At 63.9% G+C, this 14,506-nt stretch carries 15 protein-coding genes; 12 read left to right on the top strand and 3 right to left on the bottom strand.

From position 1 onward, the window contains the following. The first annotated feature begins 66 nt into the window (after positions 1-66). From ABI796_RS17430 to ABI796_RS17450, 5 genes are all read left to right on the top strand, one after another. Complete coding sequence (locus tag ABI796_RS17430) at positions 67-597, top strand: MarR family winged helix-turn-helix transcriptional regulator (RefSeq protein ID WP_141280552.1); 531 nt, start codon at positions 67-69, stop codon at positions 595-597. Positions 598-626: 29 nt separating this feature from the next. Beyond that, positions 627-1,442 carry a methyltransferase domain-containing protein gene (locus tag ABI796_RS17435; RefSeq protein WP_141280550.1) on the top strand — a complete coding sequence of 272 codons (816 nt, stop codon included), beginning with the start codon at positions 627-629 and terminating at the stop codon, positions 1,440-1,442. Between the two features lie 98 nt (positions 1,443-1,540). Continuing rightward, a complete protein-coding gene (locus tag ABI796_RS17440; protein WP_141280548.1) occupies positions 1,541-1,915 on the top strand; it encodes a YciI family protein in 375 nt (124 codons plus the stop codon). Further along, on the top strand, positions 1,916-3,133 hold the full coding sequence (locus tag ABI796_RS17445; RefSeq protein WP_174754457.1) for an RNA polymerase sigma factor: 1,218 nt from the start codon (positions 1,916-1,918) through the stop codon (positions 3,131-3,133). It begins immediately after the preceding gene. A gap of 18 nt (positions 3,134-3,151) precedes the next feature. After that, the gene (locus ABI796_RS17450) at positions 3,152-4,135 is read left to right on the top strand and encodes an aldo/keto reductase (RefSeq protein ID WP_141280544.1); all 984 of its coding nucleotides are present in this window, start codon (positions 3,152-3,154) and stop codon (positions 4,133-4,135) included. Positions 4,136-4,164: 29 nt separating this feature from the next. On the opposite strand, the gene ABI796_RS17455 is transcribed toward ABI796_RS17450, so the two are convergent. After that, the gene (locus tag ABI796_RS17455; RefSeq protein ID WP_141280543.1) at positions 4,165-5,256 is read right to left on the bottom strand and encodes a DNA polymerase IV; all 1,092 of its coding nucleotides are present in this window, start codon (positions 5,254-5,256) and stop codon (positions 4,165-4,167) included. A 151-nt stretch (positions 5,257-5,407) separates the two neighbouring features. On the opposite strand from ABI796_RS17455, the gene ABI796_RS17460 reads away from it, so the two are divergent. Continuing rightward, the gene (locus ABI796_RS17460; RefSeq protein ID WP_141280541.1) at positions 5,408-6,031 is read left to right on the top strand and encodes a LysE family transporter; all 624 of its coding nucleotides are present in this window, start codon (positions 5,408-5,410) and stop codon (positions 6,029-6,031) included. Positions 6,032-6,087: 56 nt separating this feature from the next. Here ABI796_RS17460 and ABI796_RS17465 read toward each other — a convergent pair whose 3' ends face one another. Beyond that, positions 6,088-7,131: a LacI family DNA-binding transcriptional regulator gene (locus ABI796_RS17465; RefSeq protein WP_141280539.1), complete on the bottom strand. Its 1,044-nt coding sequence runs from the start codon at positions 7,129-7,131 to the stop codon at positions 6,088-6,090. Positions 7,132-7,342: 211 nt separating this feature from the next. On the opposite strand from ABI796_RS17465, the gene ABI796_RS17470 reads away from it, so the two are divergent. Genes ABI796_RS17470 through ABI796_RS17480 form a run of 3 tightly spaced genes read left to right on the top strand, consistent with a single transcriptional unit; the run spans position 7,343 to position 10,754 of the window. Beyond that, positions 7,343-8,356, top strand: coding sequence for a nucleoside hydrolase (locus ABI796_RS17470; protein ID WP_141281025.1), 1,014 nt, complete (start codon positions 7,343-7,345; stop codon positions 8,354-8,356). Beyond that, complete coding sequence (locus ABI796_RS17475; protein ID WP_141280537.1) at positions 8,356-9,801, top strand: MFS transporter; 1,446 nt, start codon at positions 8,356-8,358, stop codon at positions 9,799-9,801. The genes ABI796_RS17470 and ABI796_RS17475 overlap by 1 nt, the downstream gene beginning before the upstream one ends. Then, positions 9,798-10,754 carry a ribokinase gene (locus ABI796_RS17480; protein ID WP_141280535.1) on the top strand — a complete coding sequence of 319 codons (957 nt, stop codon included), beginning with the start codon at positions 9,798-9,800 and terminating at the stop codon, positions 10,752-10,754. The genes ABI796_RS17475 and ABI796_RS17480 overlap by 4 nt, the downstream gene beginning before the upstream one ends. Here ABI796_RS17480 and ABI796_RS17485 read toward each other — a convergent pair. Continuing rightward, positions 10,751-11,059, bottom strand: a complete 309-nt coding sequence (locus ABI796_RS17485) for a hypothetical protein (protein ID WP_141280533.1) — start codon at positions 11,057-11,059, stop codon at positions 10,751-10,753. The two genes, ABI796_RS17480 and ABI796_RS17485, sit on opposite strands and share 4 nt — an antisense overlap. A gap of 100 nt (positions 11,060-11,159) precedes the next feature. On the opposite strand from ABI796_RS17485, the gene ABI796_RS17490 reads away from it, so the two are divergent. The 3 genes from ABI796_RS17490 to pabB all read left to right on the top strand — a co-directional run bounded on the left by ABI796_RS17490 (position 11,160) and on the right by pabB (position 14,465). Next, complete coding sequence (locus ABI796_RS17490; RefSeq protein ID WP_141280531.1) at positions 11,160-11,771, top strand: TetR/AcrR family transcriptional regulator; 612 nt, start codon at positions 11,160-11,162, stop codon at positions 11,769-11,771. Between the two features lie 103 nt (positions 11,772-11,874). Next, complete coding sequence (locus ABI796_RS17495) at positions 11,875-12,435, top strand: low molecular weight protein-tyrosine-phosphatase (RefSeq protein WP_141280529.1); 561 nt, start codon at positions 11,875-11,877, stop codon at positions 12,433-12,435. Then, complete coding sequence (gene pabB / locus ABI796_RS17500; protein ID WP_141280527.1) at positions 12,432-14,465, top strand: aminodeoxychorismate synthase component I; 2,034 nt, start codon at positions 12,432-12,434, stop codon at positions 14,463-14,465. The genes ABI796_RS17495 and pabB overlap by 4 nt, the downstream gene beginning before the upstream one ends. The last annotated feature ends 41 nt before the right edge of the window (positions 14,466-14,506 follow it).

A 14,506-nucleotide genomic window follows, 5' to 3' on the forward strand; every position in this document is an offset into this window, starting at 1 on the left:
CCGCTACTGCTGGGAGTAATATCCGGAGGGCAGTAATCCCAAGACAACGCTGGCAGGAGGGCGGAGATGTCCAAACCCACAGACCCGCGCCCCGGCGGATACCCCGGAGGCCGCCCGAACAACGCCGCTCCGCAAGAACTCGTGCGCCTCCTCCAGGACTTCACCCTCGAAGCCAACCACTATGTGGACGCAGCGGGCGGCCGTAATGACATGCACCGCACGGACCTGAACGCGCTGGCCGTGATCATGCGCCATACTGCTGCGGGCAAGGTGGTCACACCGGGCGTCCTACGCTCCGAACTCAGGCTCAGCTCCCCCGCCACCACCGCACTGGTTGACCGCCTGCACGCGTCCGGACACGTGGTCCGCGAACGGCTCGGCTCGGACCGGCGCCAGGTCCAGTTGCAGATGACACCCAAGGCGTACCGGGACGGAAGCGCCATGTTCATGCCGCTCGCCATGCGCATGGGCAAAGCGATGGCCGCATACAGTGCCGAGGAACTGGAGCTTGTGACGCGCTTCATGACGGACATGGTGGAGGCAACCCTCGCCGCCCGCGAGGAAGCCACCCAAAGCGGCACACCGCATTCCACCTGATTTCAGCTTCCGGGTTGTAGCGTTTCCCTATGAACGCGCAGCAGCCTGAAGATGTCTACACCCATGGACACCACGAGTCGGTTGTCCGGGCCCACGCCTCACGGACGGTGGAAAATTCCGCCGCGTTCGTGATTCCGCATCTCACCCCGGGGACCTCAGTGCTCGACGTCGGGTGCGGACCGGGCAGTATCACCTGCGACTTCGCGGGGCTGGTTGCGCCCGGGCAAGTGATCGGCTTGGACCGGTCCGCGGACATCATCGCGCAAGCCACCGAGCTGGCTACCGATCGCGGCGTAGACAACGTGACGTTCCAGACCGGCAACATCTACGACCTCGATTTTGAGGACGAGTCCTTTGACCTCGTTCACGCGCACCAAGTACTCCAGCACCTGACGGACCCCGTGGCGGCCCTGCGGGAAATGCGCCGGGTGGCCAAGCCGGGGGCTATAGTTGCCGTTCGCGACGCAGACTTCCACGGCATGAGCTGGTACCCCGAAATCCCCGAGCTGGATGACTGGATGGAGCTTTACCAGAAGATCGCCCGCCGCAACGGTGCAGAACCCGACGCCGGACGTCGCCTGGTGTCGTGGGCCCACCAGGCGGGCTTCACCCAGGTGGCGCCCACCAGCAGCAACTGGCTCTACGCCACAGCCCAACAGCGCGCATGGCAATCCCGGGTGTGGAGCGAACGAGTGCTGCACTCAGCCTTCGCGGAGCAAGCTCTTGAGTACGGCTTCGCCAACGAGGCGGACCTCGCACGGATCGCCGCAGGCTGGCACCGTTGGGGAGCCACAGAGGACGGCTTCTTCCTCATTCCCAATGGCGAGGTGATCGCCCGGGCCTAGTCCCAAAAAAGTTTGCCCCACCATGTAGAAAAGCCCGCCGCAGTTCCGACCCAACAGTGAAAGCACCCACAAAGGGCGCCCCTCACAAGGAGTTTGAGATGAAGTACATGATCATGATGTTCGGATCGGCCGAGGGCATGATGGAGACCGCAGACCCCGCATGGATCCAGGAAATGATCGGGTTCATGATCCAGATCGACAAGGACCTCACCGAGTCCGGGGAAATGGTGTTCAACGCCGGTCTGGCCGACGGCAGCACCGCGAAGCTGGTCAAGCAGACCCCCGACGGTGTGATCACCACGGACGGGCCGTTCGCCGAATCGAAGGAATCGCTGGTGGGTTACTGGGTGGTTGATGTGGCCAGCGAGGAGCGCGCGGTGGAGATTTGTTCCAGCATTGTGAAGTACGCGCAGGTGGTTGAGCTCCGTGCAGTCCAGGAAGCGCCGCCGCAGGAAGCCCTGCCGGAGGTTTAGCTGGACCCGTCACCGGCCACACGCATCGAGGACCTGCTGCGCAGTTTGGCGCCGCAGGTCCTTGGCGTGCTGGCCAGGACGCACGGTCAATTCGATGCTTGCGAGGACGCAGTCCAGGAAGCACTCCTTGAGGCCTCCGTTCAGTGGCCAACCTCCATGCCGGACAACCCGAGGGCTTGGTTGATGACGGTGGCCAACCGCCGCTTGGTGGACATGTTTCGCAGCGAAAGGGCCCGACGATCCCGTGAGGAACGCGTCATGGCCATGGACCTCCAGGCCGGCCCGGCCGCGGAGGCAGACGACACCCTCACCCTCATGTTCCTCTGCTGCCACCCTGCACTGTCAGCGGCTTCGCAACTGGCCTTGACGCTCCGCGCAGTTGGAGGACTCACGACGGCGGAAATCGCCTCCGCTTTCATGGTCCCCGAAGCCACCATGGGACAACGCATCAGCCGCGCTAAACAGGGGATCCAGAAAGCCGGAGCCACCTTCAGCATGCCGCCGCCTTCCGAGCGCAAGGCGAGGCTCGGCGTCGTACTTCACGTCCTGTACCTGATTTTCAACGAAGGTTACGCGGCAAGCTCGGGTCCGTCCCTGCAGCGCGAGGAGCTCACCACTGAGGCCATCCGCGTGGCGCGTCTGTTGGTGGCCGTCGCGCCGCGTGAGCTCGAAGCCGCCGGCCTGCTGGCTCTGATGCTGCTCACCGATTCCCGGCGCGCAGCCCGGACACTGCCGGACGGGACACCGGTGCCGTTGGCAGAGCAGGACCGGAGCCTGTGGAATCGGGGACAAATCCAAGAGGGCATCGCGCTGTTGTCCTCCGTTCTGGGGCGTGGAGCGGCAGGGCCGTATCAACTGCAGGCAGCCATCGCCGCTGTGCATGCGGAGGCGACCTCCGGCGACGAGACCGATTGGCCACAGATACTCGCGCTGTACACAGTCCTTGAAGCCGTGGCACCCAGCCCCGTGGTAACCCTCAACCGCGCGGTTGCCGTGGCCATGGCGCAGGGGCCGGCCGAGGGTCTGGAGTTGCTGGCTGGACTGGATTCTGCGCTCGGGAGGTCGCACCGCCTGGACGCCGTGCGAGGCCACTTACTGGAAATGTCCGGCTCCTTCGCCGAAGCCCGCGCAGCGTACCTTTCCGCCGCCAAAAAAACCGGAAGCCTGCCGGAACGGAAGTACCTCATGGGAAAAGTAGCGCTGATGGATCAGCCATAACCCCATATAGTCGAATCCATGGAACAGCGCATACTTGGCAAGACCGGCCGGCCCGTCTCCACCATCGGACTTGGCACATGGCAACTCGGAGCCGATTGGGGTTCCGTCACGGAAGAGGACGCTTTTGCCGTTCTTGAAGCCTCGGTGGAAGGCGGCGTGACTTTCTTCGACACCGCGGACGTCTACGGTGACGGCCGCAGCGAGCAGTTCATTGGACGCTTCCTCCGCGCCCACCCGGACCTGAACATCACCGTGGCCACCAAGATGGGCCGCCGCGTGGATCAAGTCCACGAGAATTACACCCTTAAGAACTTCCGGGAATGGACCGACCGTTCCCGGCGCAACCTCCAGCAGGACACCCTGGATCTGGTCCAGCTGCACTGCCCTCCCACGTCCGTCTACAGCAACGACGAAGTCTACGATGCCCTGGACACCCTGGTCAGCGAGGGCGCCATCCGCAACTACGGCGTCAGCGTCGAGCGGACCGATGAAGCCCTCGAAGCCATCAAGCGCGGGAACACCGCATCCGTGCAGATCATCCTCAACGCCTTCCGGCTTAAACCCCTGGACGAGGTTCTGCCCGCAGCCAAGGAAGCAAACGTAGGGATCATTGCCCGGGTTCCATTGGCCTCCGGTTTGCTGTCCGGAAAGTACGCCCCGGACACCGAGTTCCCCGAAGACGACCACCGCAACTACAACCGGGATGGTTCCTCCTTCGACGTCGGCGAGACGTTCTCGGGCGTGGACTTCGCAACCGGGGTGAAGGCCGCGCAGGAGTTCAGCGGTTTAGTGCCCGACGGCGTCAGCACCGCCCAAGCGGCCCTCGCCTGGGTGATCGCCCAAGACGGTGTCACCTCGGTCATTCCCGGTGCGCGCTCCGCCTCACAGGCAGCGGCGAACGCCGAGGCGGGTGGGCTGCAATCCGTAGGAGCAGACCTGGCCGGCGGGGTGCGGGACATCTATGACAGCTACTTCCGCGAAGCGATCCACCCGCGCTGGTAGCTGCCGGGCCGCCGTCGGGCGTTCTGCTCTTACCAGCCGCTGCGCGTGGGCGTGTGTCCCTTGCGGGCTTCCTCGGGCATGGGCATTTCTGCACGCAAACCGAGAAGCCGGATAGGGCGATCCGGTTCGATTTTTCCGGTGAGTTCCAAGGCCTGCGCGAGGACCTCTTCCCTGTTGAATGACTCGGGAATCTTCCTCGCGTAGGTTTTGGTCAGAAAGGGTGCGTAGCGGACTTTCAGGGTCAAACCGATCACCGGACGGCCCTCCGCTGCCACATCCTCAAGGACGTGAGCCGTCAATTCCTTCACGGCATCCTGGATTTGGGAGGGCTCGGTGAGGTTCTCCTGGTAGGTGGTCTCGCGGCTGTGTCCGCGGGCCACCCAAGGCGTATCGTCCACCACGCTGGCACCATCTCCCCGCCCCAGTTCCGCGTACCAGGGGCCCATCTTGGGGCCGAACTCCGGGACAAGATCCTGGGGATTGCATGCGGCCAGTTCAGCAACAGTGGTGATGTGGTGCTTCGCCAACCGTTGCGACACTTTGCTTCCAACGCCCCACAGCTCCCTGGTGGGCTTGCTGCCCATGACGTCCAGCCAGTTCTCCTTGGTCAGCCGAAAGATGCCGGCCGGTTTCCCAAAATCCGTAGCATTCTTAGCCCGGACCAAAGTGTCCCCAATTCCAACGCTGCAGTGCAGCCGGGTTTGCTCAAGGACAGCTTTCTGTATCTGCCGGGCAAAGGCTTCCGGGTCCTCCGTTGTCACGCCGACGAAGGCCTCATCCCAACCAAGGACCTGAACCGTGGCCCCCGGCTGCGCGCGAAGGGTGGCCATCACGGTTTCGGATGCTGCAAGATACGCCTCTTGGTCCACCGGCAGAATGATGGCATCGGGCACTCTGCGGGCCGCGATCCTCAGCGGCATTCCGGAGCCGACGCCGAACGCCCGCGCTTCGTAGGAGGCGGTGGACACCACAGCCCGTTCGGTGGGATCTCCCCTGCCGCCCACAATGATGGGCTTGCCCGCGAGTTCAGGCCGACGAAGGACCTCGACGGCCGCAATGAACTGGTCCAGATCAACGTGAAGTACCCAAGGGATTCCGCTCACGGCACCAGTTTGCCCCATGGCGTTGCGTCCGCTGTACCTTCCCCACCTACTTTGAGCTCCTGGAGCACTGGAAACAACCTATTTCGGGTGCATTCAGGTAGGTCAGCCGCCAAAGAGGGTGGTGAAGGCGCGCGTCCAGAGCACCCACCTCACGGGCATAAGCTGAGATGTGCAGTTTTCACTTTGGCTGGCCTTGGTTGGTGCCGGCACCCTGATCAGTTTCACTCCCGGCGCCGGCGCCATCTTCACCATGAGCAACTCGCTCAATTCCGGATTTCGGCGCTCCATCTGGGGCATCCTGGGCCAACAGGTAGCGTTGGTCATCCACATTGTGATCGTCGCTTTAGGCGTGGGCGTGCTGGTGTCCAACTCGCCGGTGATCTTCAACGTTATTCGCTACGCGGGCGCCGCGTACTTGGTGTACCTCGGCATCCGGCAGTTCCTGCACAAGCCGGACCTGGACAAAGAGAAGGTGGACAGCCAAAAGAACGAGTCGGCCTTGTCCATGTTCCAGCGAGGCATCTGGGTAAACCTGCTGAATCCGAAGGCAATCGTCTTCTTCCTGGCGTTCATGCCGCAGTTCATCAGGCCGGACCAGCCGTTGCTTCAGCAATATGCCGTGCTGACAGCCACGGTGCTGTTCATCGACATCATGGTGATGTGGTTCTTCTTCGCCCTTGCCGCCCGGTCCTTCCAGCGGTTTACCCACGACCAGCGCGGCCAAACCATCCTCAACCGCATCTTTGGCTGCCTGTTCGTCCTTGTGGGCATCCTGCTGGCAGTCATCCACTAACTGGCTGTCAGCCACCAAGCAGCCATCAGCCAAGCAACCATCAGCCAAGCGGGCTTCTAGCTAAGCGACGTAGATCCCCGCACCACAAGAGTGCTCTCCAGCGTCACGTGCGGTTCCTCCAGCGGCAGGCCTTCCATGAGTCCCCGGAGCTGCTCCCCCGCCTTGCGTCCCAGGGGCGTCGCGGGCAGGTGCACGCTGGTGAGGCTGGGGTTGCTGGTGGCCGAGTAGGGAAGATCATCGAATCCTGCCACAGCCAGCTCTTCAGGAATCCGGACACCTTCTACGCGGGCTTCCTGCAGCACGCCGTAGGCATGCGTATCGGTACCGCAGACGACGGCGGTCACTCCCTGGCGCTGCCACTGCGGCCACGCTTCGGCGAAGGCGGCGGCGGCGGCACCAACGTCGATTGGGGTGCTGATGACGTGCCCGTCAGCCACCGAGAGTCCACATGTGGCAGCCTCGGCCAAGAATGCTTCGCGTCGCAGCTGGAAGGTTGTTGTGCCAGTGACGCCGTCCATGTAAGCCGCCTTGCTATGACCGGAAGCGGCCAGATGCCGGGCAAGTTCCCGCGCGCCCTGGGCAACATCGAGGTTCACCGAGGGAGCGTAGGACTCCAGGCCCGGGGCATCCAGCAGCACCAGGGGTCCCGCTGCAGACAAATCTTCCAGGAACTCGGCACTGGGGGCGCCCACCAGCAGGCCGGCCGGGCGGAGTGCCAGCAACTTGCGGACGTCATGGGCCTGGGGTGATTCACCGGCGTCGGTCACGGAAAGCAGCAGCTGATACTGGGAGCCAAGGGACTCCCGGACGCCCGCAATAACGTTGGCAAAGAATGGATTGGATACGTCCGGGGTTACCAAAATGACAATGGAGCTGACACCCCGGGCCAAGGAACTTCCAATGCTGTCCACCACATAACCGAGCTCGGCAATGGCAGACCGCACCCGGGAAATGTTGTCATCAGACACGCGGCCCTGGGTTTTGCCATTGGCAACCAGGGAGACGGTGGCCGTGGAAACCCCTGCGCGGGCAGCCACCATCGCGGCCGTCACGCGAGGCGAACGGGGCGCGCGGCCGCGGCGCTGATCCAGGGATTCCATGCATCGATCGTAGCGGTCCGGCACCGCCTTGACCTGCGGGAAGACATCAAGCGCTTGACGCGAGCATGCAATCCGGGCCACTTGGAGAACGTTAAGCGTTTGACGTAGCCCACAAAGCAGTGCCAGAATTCCTCTGAATGCTTAGCGCCCTGCCCCGGGCAAGTACCTGGCAGGCCCCAATGACGTGGAGAGAAACGTGGATCCCAACACCATGACACCGGCACGCAAGAAGATCATTCTTGACTGCGACCCTGGCCATGACGACGCCGTGGCATTGCTGCTGGCACACGGCAACCCGGACATCGAGCTGCTCGCCGTGACCACCGTGGTGGGCAACCAGACCCTGGAAAAGGTCACCCGCAACGCCCTTTCAGTGGCCACGATTGCCGGCATCACCGGCGTCCCCTTCGCCGCAGGTTGCGACCGCCCCTTGGTCCGCACCATCGAAACAGCCCCCAGCATCCACGGTGATTCCGGCATGGACGGCCCGGAGCAGCCCGAGTCTGCAATCGAGCTGGACCCGCGCCACGCCGTCGACCTCATCATTGAAACCGTCATGGCACACGAGCCGGGCACGGTTACCCTGGTCCCCACAGCGGGCCTGACCAACATTGCGATGGCCGCCCGCAAGGAACCCCGCATTGTGGAGCGCGTGAAGGAAGTTGTCCTCATGGGCGGCGGTTACCACGTGGGTAACTGGAGCGCCGTAGCCGAGTTCAACATCATCATTGACCCCGAAGCCGCTCACATCGTTTTCAACGAGAAGTGGCCCGTGGTGATGGTGGGTCTGGACCTGACGCACCAGGCGCTGGCCACTGATGAAGTCGTCCAGCGGATCGCAAAAATCGGCACCAAGCCGGCCAAGTTCGTCATGGAACTCATGGACTTCTTCCAGAAGACGTACAAGGACGCCCAGGGCTTCGACTTCCCGCCGGTGCACGATCCCTGCGCTGTTGCCTATGTGATAGATCCCACCGTCATGACCACCCGCAAGGTCCCCGTGGACATCGAACTCCAAGGCAAGCTCACGCTCGGCATGACCGTGGCCGACTTCCGCGCGCCCGCGCCGGACGACTGCCACACCTCCGTGGCTGTGGACCTGGACCACAAGAAGTTCTGGGATCTGGTCACCGATGCTCTTGAACGGATCGGCGAACCAACGCTCGACGGCGGCGCTGACGCCACCGCTGTTGCAGAGACCGTTCTGGTTGGAGAGGCCAAATAATGTCCACTCCCGTTACTGATACCAAATCCACCCGCGGCAACGTCACCGCCCTTATGGTTGCCCTGCTGGCAGCCTGCGTGGCCTTCCAGCTCAACGCCTCCATGCTCAGCCCTGCGCTGGTCACCATGGGCAACGAGCTGAACACGGATCAGGCCACCATCGGCCTGTCACAGACCTGGTTCTTCACGGCCGCTGCCTTGTTCTCCCTCTTCCTCCCGCGCCTGAGCGACATTGTGGGCCGCAAGAAGATCCTCGTCGGCATGATGCTGCTCATGGCCGTCGGCTCCGTCATCGCCGCGATGGCCCCGGACGTTACCTGGCTCTTTGTGGGCCGGATCATCCAGGGCGTCAGTGGCCCCACGGTTCCGCTCTGCCTGATCATGCTCCGCTCCGCGGTCAGCAACCCGCGAAAGTACGGCACGCTCATGGGCCTCATCACGGCAGTCAACGGCGGCGTGGCCGGCGTGGACTCCTTCGTGGGCGGCTACTTCGCTGAGAACTTCGGTTTCCGCAGCATCTTCTGGCTCATGGTGGCACTGGCACTCATCGCTACCGTCCTGATCGCGGTCCTGGCCTGCGAAAGCAAGCCTGCCGCCGGCACCACCATGGACTGGCTGGGCGTGTTCTTCATTGTCATCGCTGTGGGCGCCCTGCTGACGGCCCTGAACGAGGGCGCCAAACTGGCCACGGCCTTCGACGTCGGAACCTTGACCCTCGCGGTCGTGCTCACGGTGGTTGCCGTCGTCGCGTTCTTTGCGTTCTGGACTGTTGAGAAGCGTGCCAAGCAGCCCATGGTGGAAACCGTGCACCTGCGCCAGCGCTCCACCTGGGCGCCACTGTTGACCACCACCCTGACCATGACTGGCATCTTCGCAGTCATCAACGGAATCGTCCCCGCCTATGTCCAGGCAGCCGATCCCGGCTTCGGCGTTGGCCCCACCGAGATGTCGCTGATCATCCTTACCCCGTACGCCCTCCTTGGTTGGCTGTTCGGACCCATCAGCGGACGTCTGGCACCTGTCCTCGGTTACACCAAGGTCCTGCGCATCGGCCTGATCGGCAGCCTGGTGGCCTTGGCGATCATTGCGTTCTTCGGCCTGAACAACCTGCCCATGATGATTGCGGGCACGGCCTTGCTGGGCATCATGTACGCCGGTACCGTCAACATCATGCTGAACGGACTGGGCGTGGTGCTTTCCCCGCAGGGCAACCCAGGCTTCCTTCCGGGCATGAACGCCGGCGCCTTCAACCTCGGTGCCGGACTGAGCTTCCTTGTCCTTCCGGCGGTCCTGGTGGCCACGGCCTCGCTCAATGATGCCAAGGCTTCCTACCTGACCGTTGTGGTGGTGGGCCTTGCCATTACGTTCGCTGCCTTCGCCGCTTCGCTCCTCATACCCAAGCCGGTGGACGCCGAAGTGAGCGAGACCGAAAAGGTGAACGCATGACCAACGCACCCAAGGCGGGAATCGTCGTCGTCGGCTCCCTCAATGCAGACCTCACCATCTACTGCGACCGCCTCCCCCAGCCCGGCGAGACAGTCCACGGCAACGGTTTCGCGGTGAATCCGGGAGGCAAGAGCGCCAACCAGGCCGTGGCTGCGAGCAAACTGGGCGGCCAGGTCAGCTTGATCGGCGCCGTGGGCGATGACCCCAACGGCACCATGCTGCTGGACTCAACGGCCAGCGCCGGCGTGGACGTTTCGCGCGTCCTCCGAACGGACGTTGCCACAGGTGTGGCAGTCATTTCGGTGGACTCCACGGGCGAGAACAGCATCATCATCTCGGCCGGAGCAAATGGCACGCTCAGGCCTGCGGCCGTCACGCCGGACGCTTTCAAGGACGCGGCTGTGGTGTGCCTCTGCCTTGAGGTGGGGATCGACACTGTGATTGCGGCCGCCCAAGCAGGGCACGACGCCGGAGCCACAGTTCTGCTCAACCTCTCGCCTTACGCGGAGGTACCGGAGCGTTTGGCCAGGTTGAGTGATGTGTTGCTGGTGAACGCGCACGAGGCGTCATTTTTCCTCGGGACGGAGTCCCGCGTGCCGGACCCTGAGGCCATTGCGGAGGCGTGGGAGCCGGTGCGGAGCCAGTTCGCTGACAGGGGCCTGCAAAGGGTTTTGGTGACCCTCGGTGCACACGGCTCCGTGGTGCTCGATTCCTTGGCCCGTGGCACCGAAGACCAGATCACCCGTATTGCCCCGACCCGGGTTTCGGCGGTTGACACCACCGGTGCCGGCGACGCCTTCACCGGTGCTGTGGCTGCGCGCTTGGCCGCCGGCGATTCCCTTGCCGATGCAGCGTCCTTCGCTTCAGTAGCCGCCGCATTGGCTGCAACCAAGAAGGGCACGCAGGCCGCGTACCCGAGCACCGCCGACGTCGAGCAGTTACGGGACGCCTAGCCCCGGCGGGCGGCCCGCTGGGCGGCGCGCTCCACTGCTTTGCGGGTCAGGACGCCGTGGCCGGCCATGAGACGCGGAACCACGACGTAGACGGCAGCGGGCACCACCAGCGCAGTGAGCAACAGGGCGCGGAGTACCGGGTGGAGCGGCTCCATGATGGGCCCCAGGAGCAGCATGCCGATGGACACCAAAGGGAAGATGGCGAGCCAGGTAATGAGGGCACGCATGTGAACGGAAGGTCCCTGCGGGCGGGCTACCGGCGCTGCGGATTCAACGGCGGTTTGGGAGGTTGACGGTGTCGACATGGCATTCTCCAACTAAACGGTTGCTTTTGGCTTGAGATCACCATAACCCCAGCCATCCGGAATTACAACCAACCAGTTGGAAACTGGTAATATGACTCCTATGGCATGGGACACAGAACGAACCAAATCGCTGCTGCTTGAGGCGGCAACGAGTGAGTTTTGCACCCGCGGCCTGGCCGGTGCCCGCATTGACCGGATCGCTGCAGAGGCCGGGGTCAACAAGGAACGGATCTACCAGTACTTCGGCAACAAGAACGCGCTGTTCGACGCCGTAATTGTCACTGCGCTGAGCTCCCTCATGGATGAAGTTCCCATCGAAGGCCGCGGTCCCGAAGCCATGGCGGACTACGCCGGCAGACTTTTCGATCACCACCAGAAGGACGCCACGGCACCACGGCTGCTGTTCTGGGAAGGACTGGAACGCGGCACGGAAGTTGTTGGACTGCCCAAGCGCATGGCCAACTGCGCGTCCAAGGTCAACAGCACCATCGCTGCCTTGCCAGGTATCTCACGGGAAGACGCCGGGGATCTCCTCATCACCATCGTGAGCTTGTGCGATGCTGCTCCGGTGCTCCCTGCTCTGGACGGACTCATGGCCGGCAATGACCCCGGCCGCGTGGAAAGGCGACGCGCCGCCGTCGTACGGACCGTCTATTTGGCGGCCGCAGCGCTGGCCACCGAGGCGCAGAAACCCGCCGCCGCGCAGGCTTAGGAGCCCGCTCCCCCAACGCACCGTGACAGCTTTGACAGGATAAGTGACTCACTTGTGAAGTTGCCCCTAGCCAAGAGGGGGCGCCATGAACCATGCTTGCTGCATGTACTCAACGACGAGCCCATACCGCATCATCACGGTCTGCACCGGAAACATCTGCCGCTCGCCCATGGCAGCGCTCATGCTGACCGAAGCCTTCGAAGCGGAAGGGCTCGGCGAACTCGTTGTGGTGGACTCCGCGGGCACAACGGGGTACGAGGTTGGGCATCCAATCGACCCCCGCGCCGCACGGGTCCTCACGGCCCAGCACCTCGCCTCCGAGGACCACGTTGCCCGCGAATGGCGCCGGGAATGGTACGCCGAACGGGACCTGATCCTCGCCCTGGACGTTGACCATTTCGGCTGGCTCCAGGAAGGGGCCTCGGATCACACCGCCCTCCGCAAAGTGAGGATGCTCCGCAGCTTCGATCCCCACATGGCGGGCCGCAGCTCCCTGGACCTGGGCATCGAAGACCCCTGGTACGGCGGCCACACAGACTTCGACAACACCTGGACACTGATCAAGGCCGCCATCCCCGGGATTGTGCAGCACGTCAAAGCAGCCATCACAGCGTCACAGAACGCACAAGCCGACGAGCCCCAGCAGGTAACCTCTATGACATGACCCCTGCACCCGTGATCATCGCTGTTGACGGCAGGTCCGGCGCAGGAAAAACCACACTGGCCGTTGAGCTGGCGGCCCGGCTGAGGCAACACCACAAGGTTTCGCTGTTCCATCTGGAGGACATCTACCCCGGCTGGAACGGCCTCATGCCCGGCATCGAGCGCTACGTTGGCACGGTCCTGAAACCGCTCAGCGAAGGCATGGCCGCAGAGTGGACAAGTTGGGACTGGGACAAGCATTACGACGGCAGCCTGAACGTTACGCTGCCCGCCGAGATTGTGATTGTTGAAGGGGTAGGAGCGGCAGCGGCGCCGGCCCGTTCCATGCTGAACGCCGTGGTGTGGGTGGAGTCCCCGGGCGAGGACCGCCGTCGTCGTGCTTTGACCCGCGACGGAAGCACCTACGAACCGTACTGGGAAAGCTGGGCCGCCCAGGAAGACGAGTGGCTTTCCAGCGACGAGGTGGTCACCGCCGCCGACGTTCGGGTGCAGAACCCCGCTGACGGCAGCGCACCGGATGACGTCCTGCGCGCTCTGATGTATCTGCCCTCCATTGCTTCGGTTTTGTCGCCCGAACTCAGTGCGCGGCGGGGGTTGCAATTGCGTTCCGAGCGCCTGGAGGCGACCCCCGACGCTGCGCTCCTGTTCGAGTCCCTCTACGGCCAGTCCACCAATGCGGTGTGGCTGGATTCTTCCAACGCCTCCGCGGTGGCCGGCCGCTCCCAGGCCGCCGCGCGCAGCCGGTTCAGCATTTTGGCTGACGACGGCGGCACGTTTGGACAGTCGGTACTGCACCGGTCCGGGACTACTCAAGTAACCGCCGGATCCGCGACCGTCAGCACCTCCGGGCCGTTCTTCCGTTGGCTCGATTCGGTGTGGGGCCGCCGGGCCGTCCGTGCTCCCCGCGGGTACGACGGCCAATTCACCCTGGGCTGGCTCGGCTACCTCGGCTATGAACTCAAGCGCGAAACCGGCGGGAATGATGTCCCCTCTCCCACCCCGGACGCGGCCCTGCTCTTCGCCGGGCGGGCCGTGGTGCTGGACCACCGCGAACAGACCGTCTGGCTGCTGGCCTTGGACGCGCCCGACGCCGGGGACTGGCTCCGCGAAGCCCGCACCGCCGTCGAAGCTGCTGCGGGCGGGACCGCCGCCCCCACGGCGAGCGCTTCCGGAACCGTTCCCGAGTTCGTCAGCCGGGACTCCGCCACGGATTACAAACGCAAGATTGCGGACTCGCAGCACCAAATCAGTGAGGGCAACTCCTACGAAATCTGCTTGACCACCACATTGGAAGCCTCCGCTGGCAACCTGGATCCCTGGGCGAGCTACCTGGCCCTGCGCAGCCGGAACCCTGCACCCTTCGCCAGCTACCTCCGGTTCGGGGATCTGGCGGTGGCCAGCACCTCGCCCGAGCGGTTCCTCCGGATCATGTCCGACGGCGGCATGCGCGCCGAGCCGATCAAGGGCACCCGTGGCCGGTCTGCTGACCCTGACGAGGATGCTGCTTTGCGGCGCGACCTCGAGACCTCGCTCAAGGACCGTGCTGAAAACATCATGATCGTGGACCTGTTGCGCAACGACCTCAGCCACTTCGCCATCCCCGGATCCGTCACCGTCAGCAGGCTGTGTGCGATCGAAAGCTACGCCACGGTCCACCAAATGGTGAGCACCATAGATGCGCATCTTCGGCCGGGCGCCCCGCGGGCAGAAGCCTTGGCCGCGGCCTTTCCTGCCGGGTCCATGACGGGCGCGCCGAAAATCAGCACCATGGACATCCTGGACCAGCTGGAATCCGGACCGCGGGGCATCTACTCCGGGGCTATCGGCTACTTCTCCATGAATGCCGCCACGGACCTCGCCGTGGTGATCCGGACGCTGGTGGTGAACCCTGATGGTGCAGGCGGGCGAACCCTGTCCCTGGGGGTGGGCGGAGCCATCACTGCAGATTCCGTGGCCGAGGACGAGTACCAGGAAATCCGGACCAAGGCCTTCGGTGTGCTGTCCACGCTGGGCGCCGACTTCCCGGGCTGAGTTTTTGCACAGCTACCGCCCCTAAAAACGTCTCTAAAGGG

The sequence above is a fragment of the Paenarthrobacter aurescens genome (assembly GCF_041549525.1).
Classification (GTDB): Bacteria; Actinomycetota; Actinomycetes; order Actinomycetales; family Micrococcaceae; genus Arthrobacter; species Arthrobacter aurescens.

Bases quoted from the DNA above. Each gene is read 5' to 3' on its own strand.
- ABI796_RS17465 (WP_141280539.1), bottom strand. From the start codon at position 7,131: ATGGAATCCCTGGATCAGCGCCGCGGCCGCGCGCCCCGTTCGCCTCGC.
- ABI796_RS17440 (WP_141280548.1), top strand. From the start codon at position 1,541: ATGAAGTACATGATCATGATGTTCGGATCGGCCGAGGGCATGATGGAG.
- ABI796_RS17455 (WP_141280543.1), bottom strand. From the start codon at position 5,256: ATGGGGCAAACTGGTGCCGTGAGCGGAATCCCTTGGGTACTTCACGTT.
- ABI796_RS17495 (WP_141280529.1), top strand. From the start codon at position 11,875: ATGTACTCAACGACGAGCCCATACCGCATCATCACGGTCTGCACCGGA.
- ABI796_RS17435 (WP_141280550.1), top strand. From the start codon at position 627: ATGAACGCGCAGCAGCCTGAAGATGTCTACACCCATGGACACCACGAG.
- ABI796_RS17430 (WP_141280552.1), top strand. From the start codon at position 67: ATGTCCAAACCCACAGACCCGCGCCCCGGCGGATACCCCGGAGGCCGC.
- ABI796_RS17470 (WP_141281025.1), top strand. From the start codon at position 7,343: ATGACACCGGCACGCAAGAAGATCATTCTTGACTGCGACCCTGGCCAT.
- ABI796_RS17490 (WP_141280531.1), top strand. From the start codon at position 11,160: ATGGCATGGGACACAGAACGAACCAAATCGCTGCTGCTTGAGGCGGCA.
- ABI796_RS17480 (WP_141280535.1), top strand. From the start codon at position 9,798: ATGACCAACGCACCCAAGGCGGGAATCGTCGTCGTCGGCTCCCTCAAT.
- ABI796_RS17450 (WP_141280544.1), top strand. From the start codon at position 3,152: ATGGAACAGCGCATACTTGGCAAGACCGGCCGGCCCGTCTCCACCATC.
- pabB (WP_141280527.1), top strand. From the start codon at position 12,432: ATGACCCCTGCACCCGTGATCATCGCTGTTGACGGCAGGTCCGGCGCA.
- ABI796_RS17485 (WP_141280533.1), bottom strand. From the start codon at position 11,059: ATGTCGACACCGTCAACCTCCCAAACCGCCGTTGAATCCGCAGCGCCG.
- ABI796_RS17475 (WP_141280537.1), top strand. From the start codon at position 8,356: ATGTCCACTCCCGTTACTGATACCAAATCCACCCGCGGCAACGTCACC.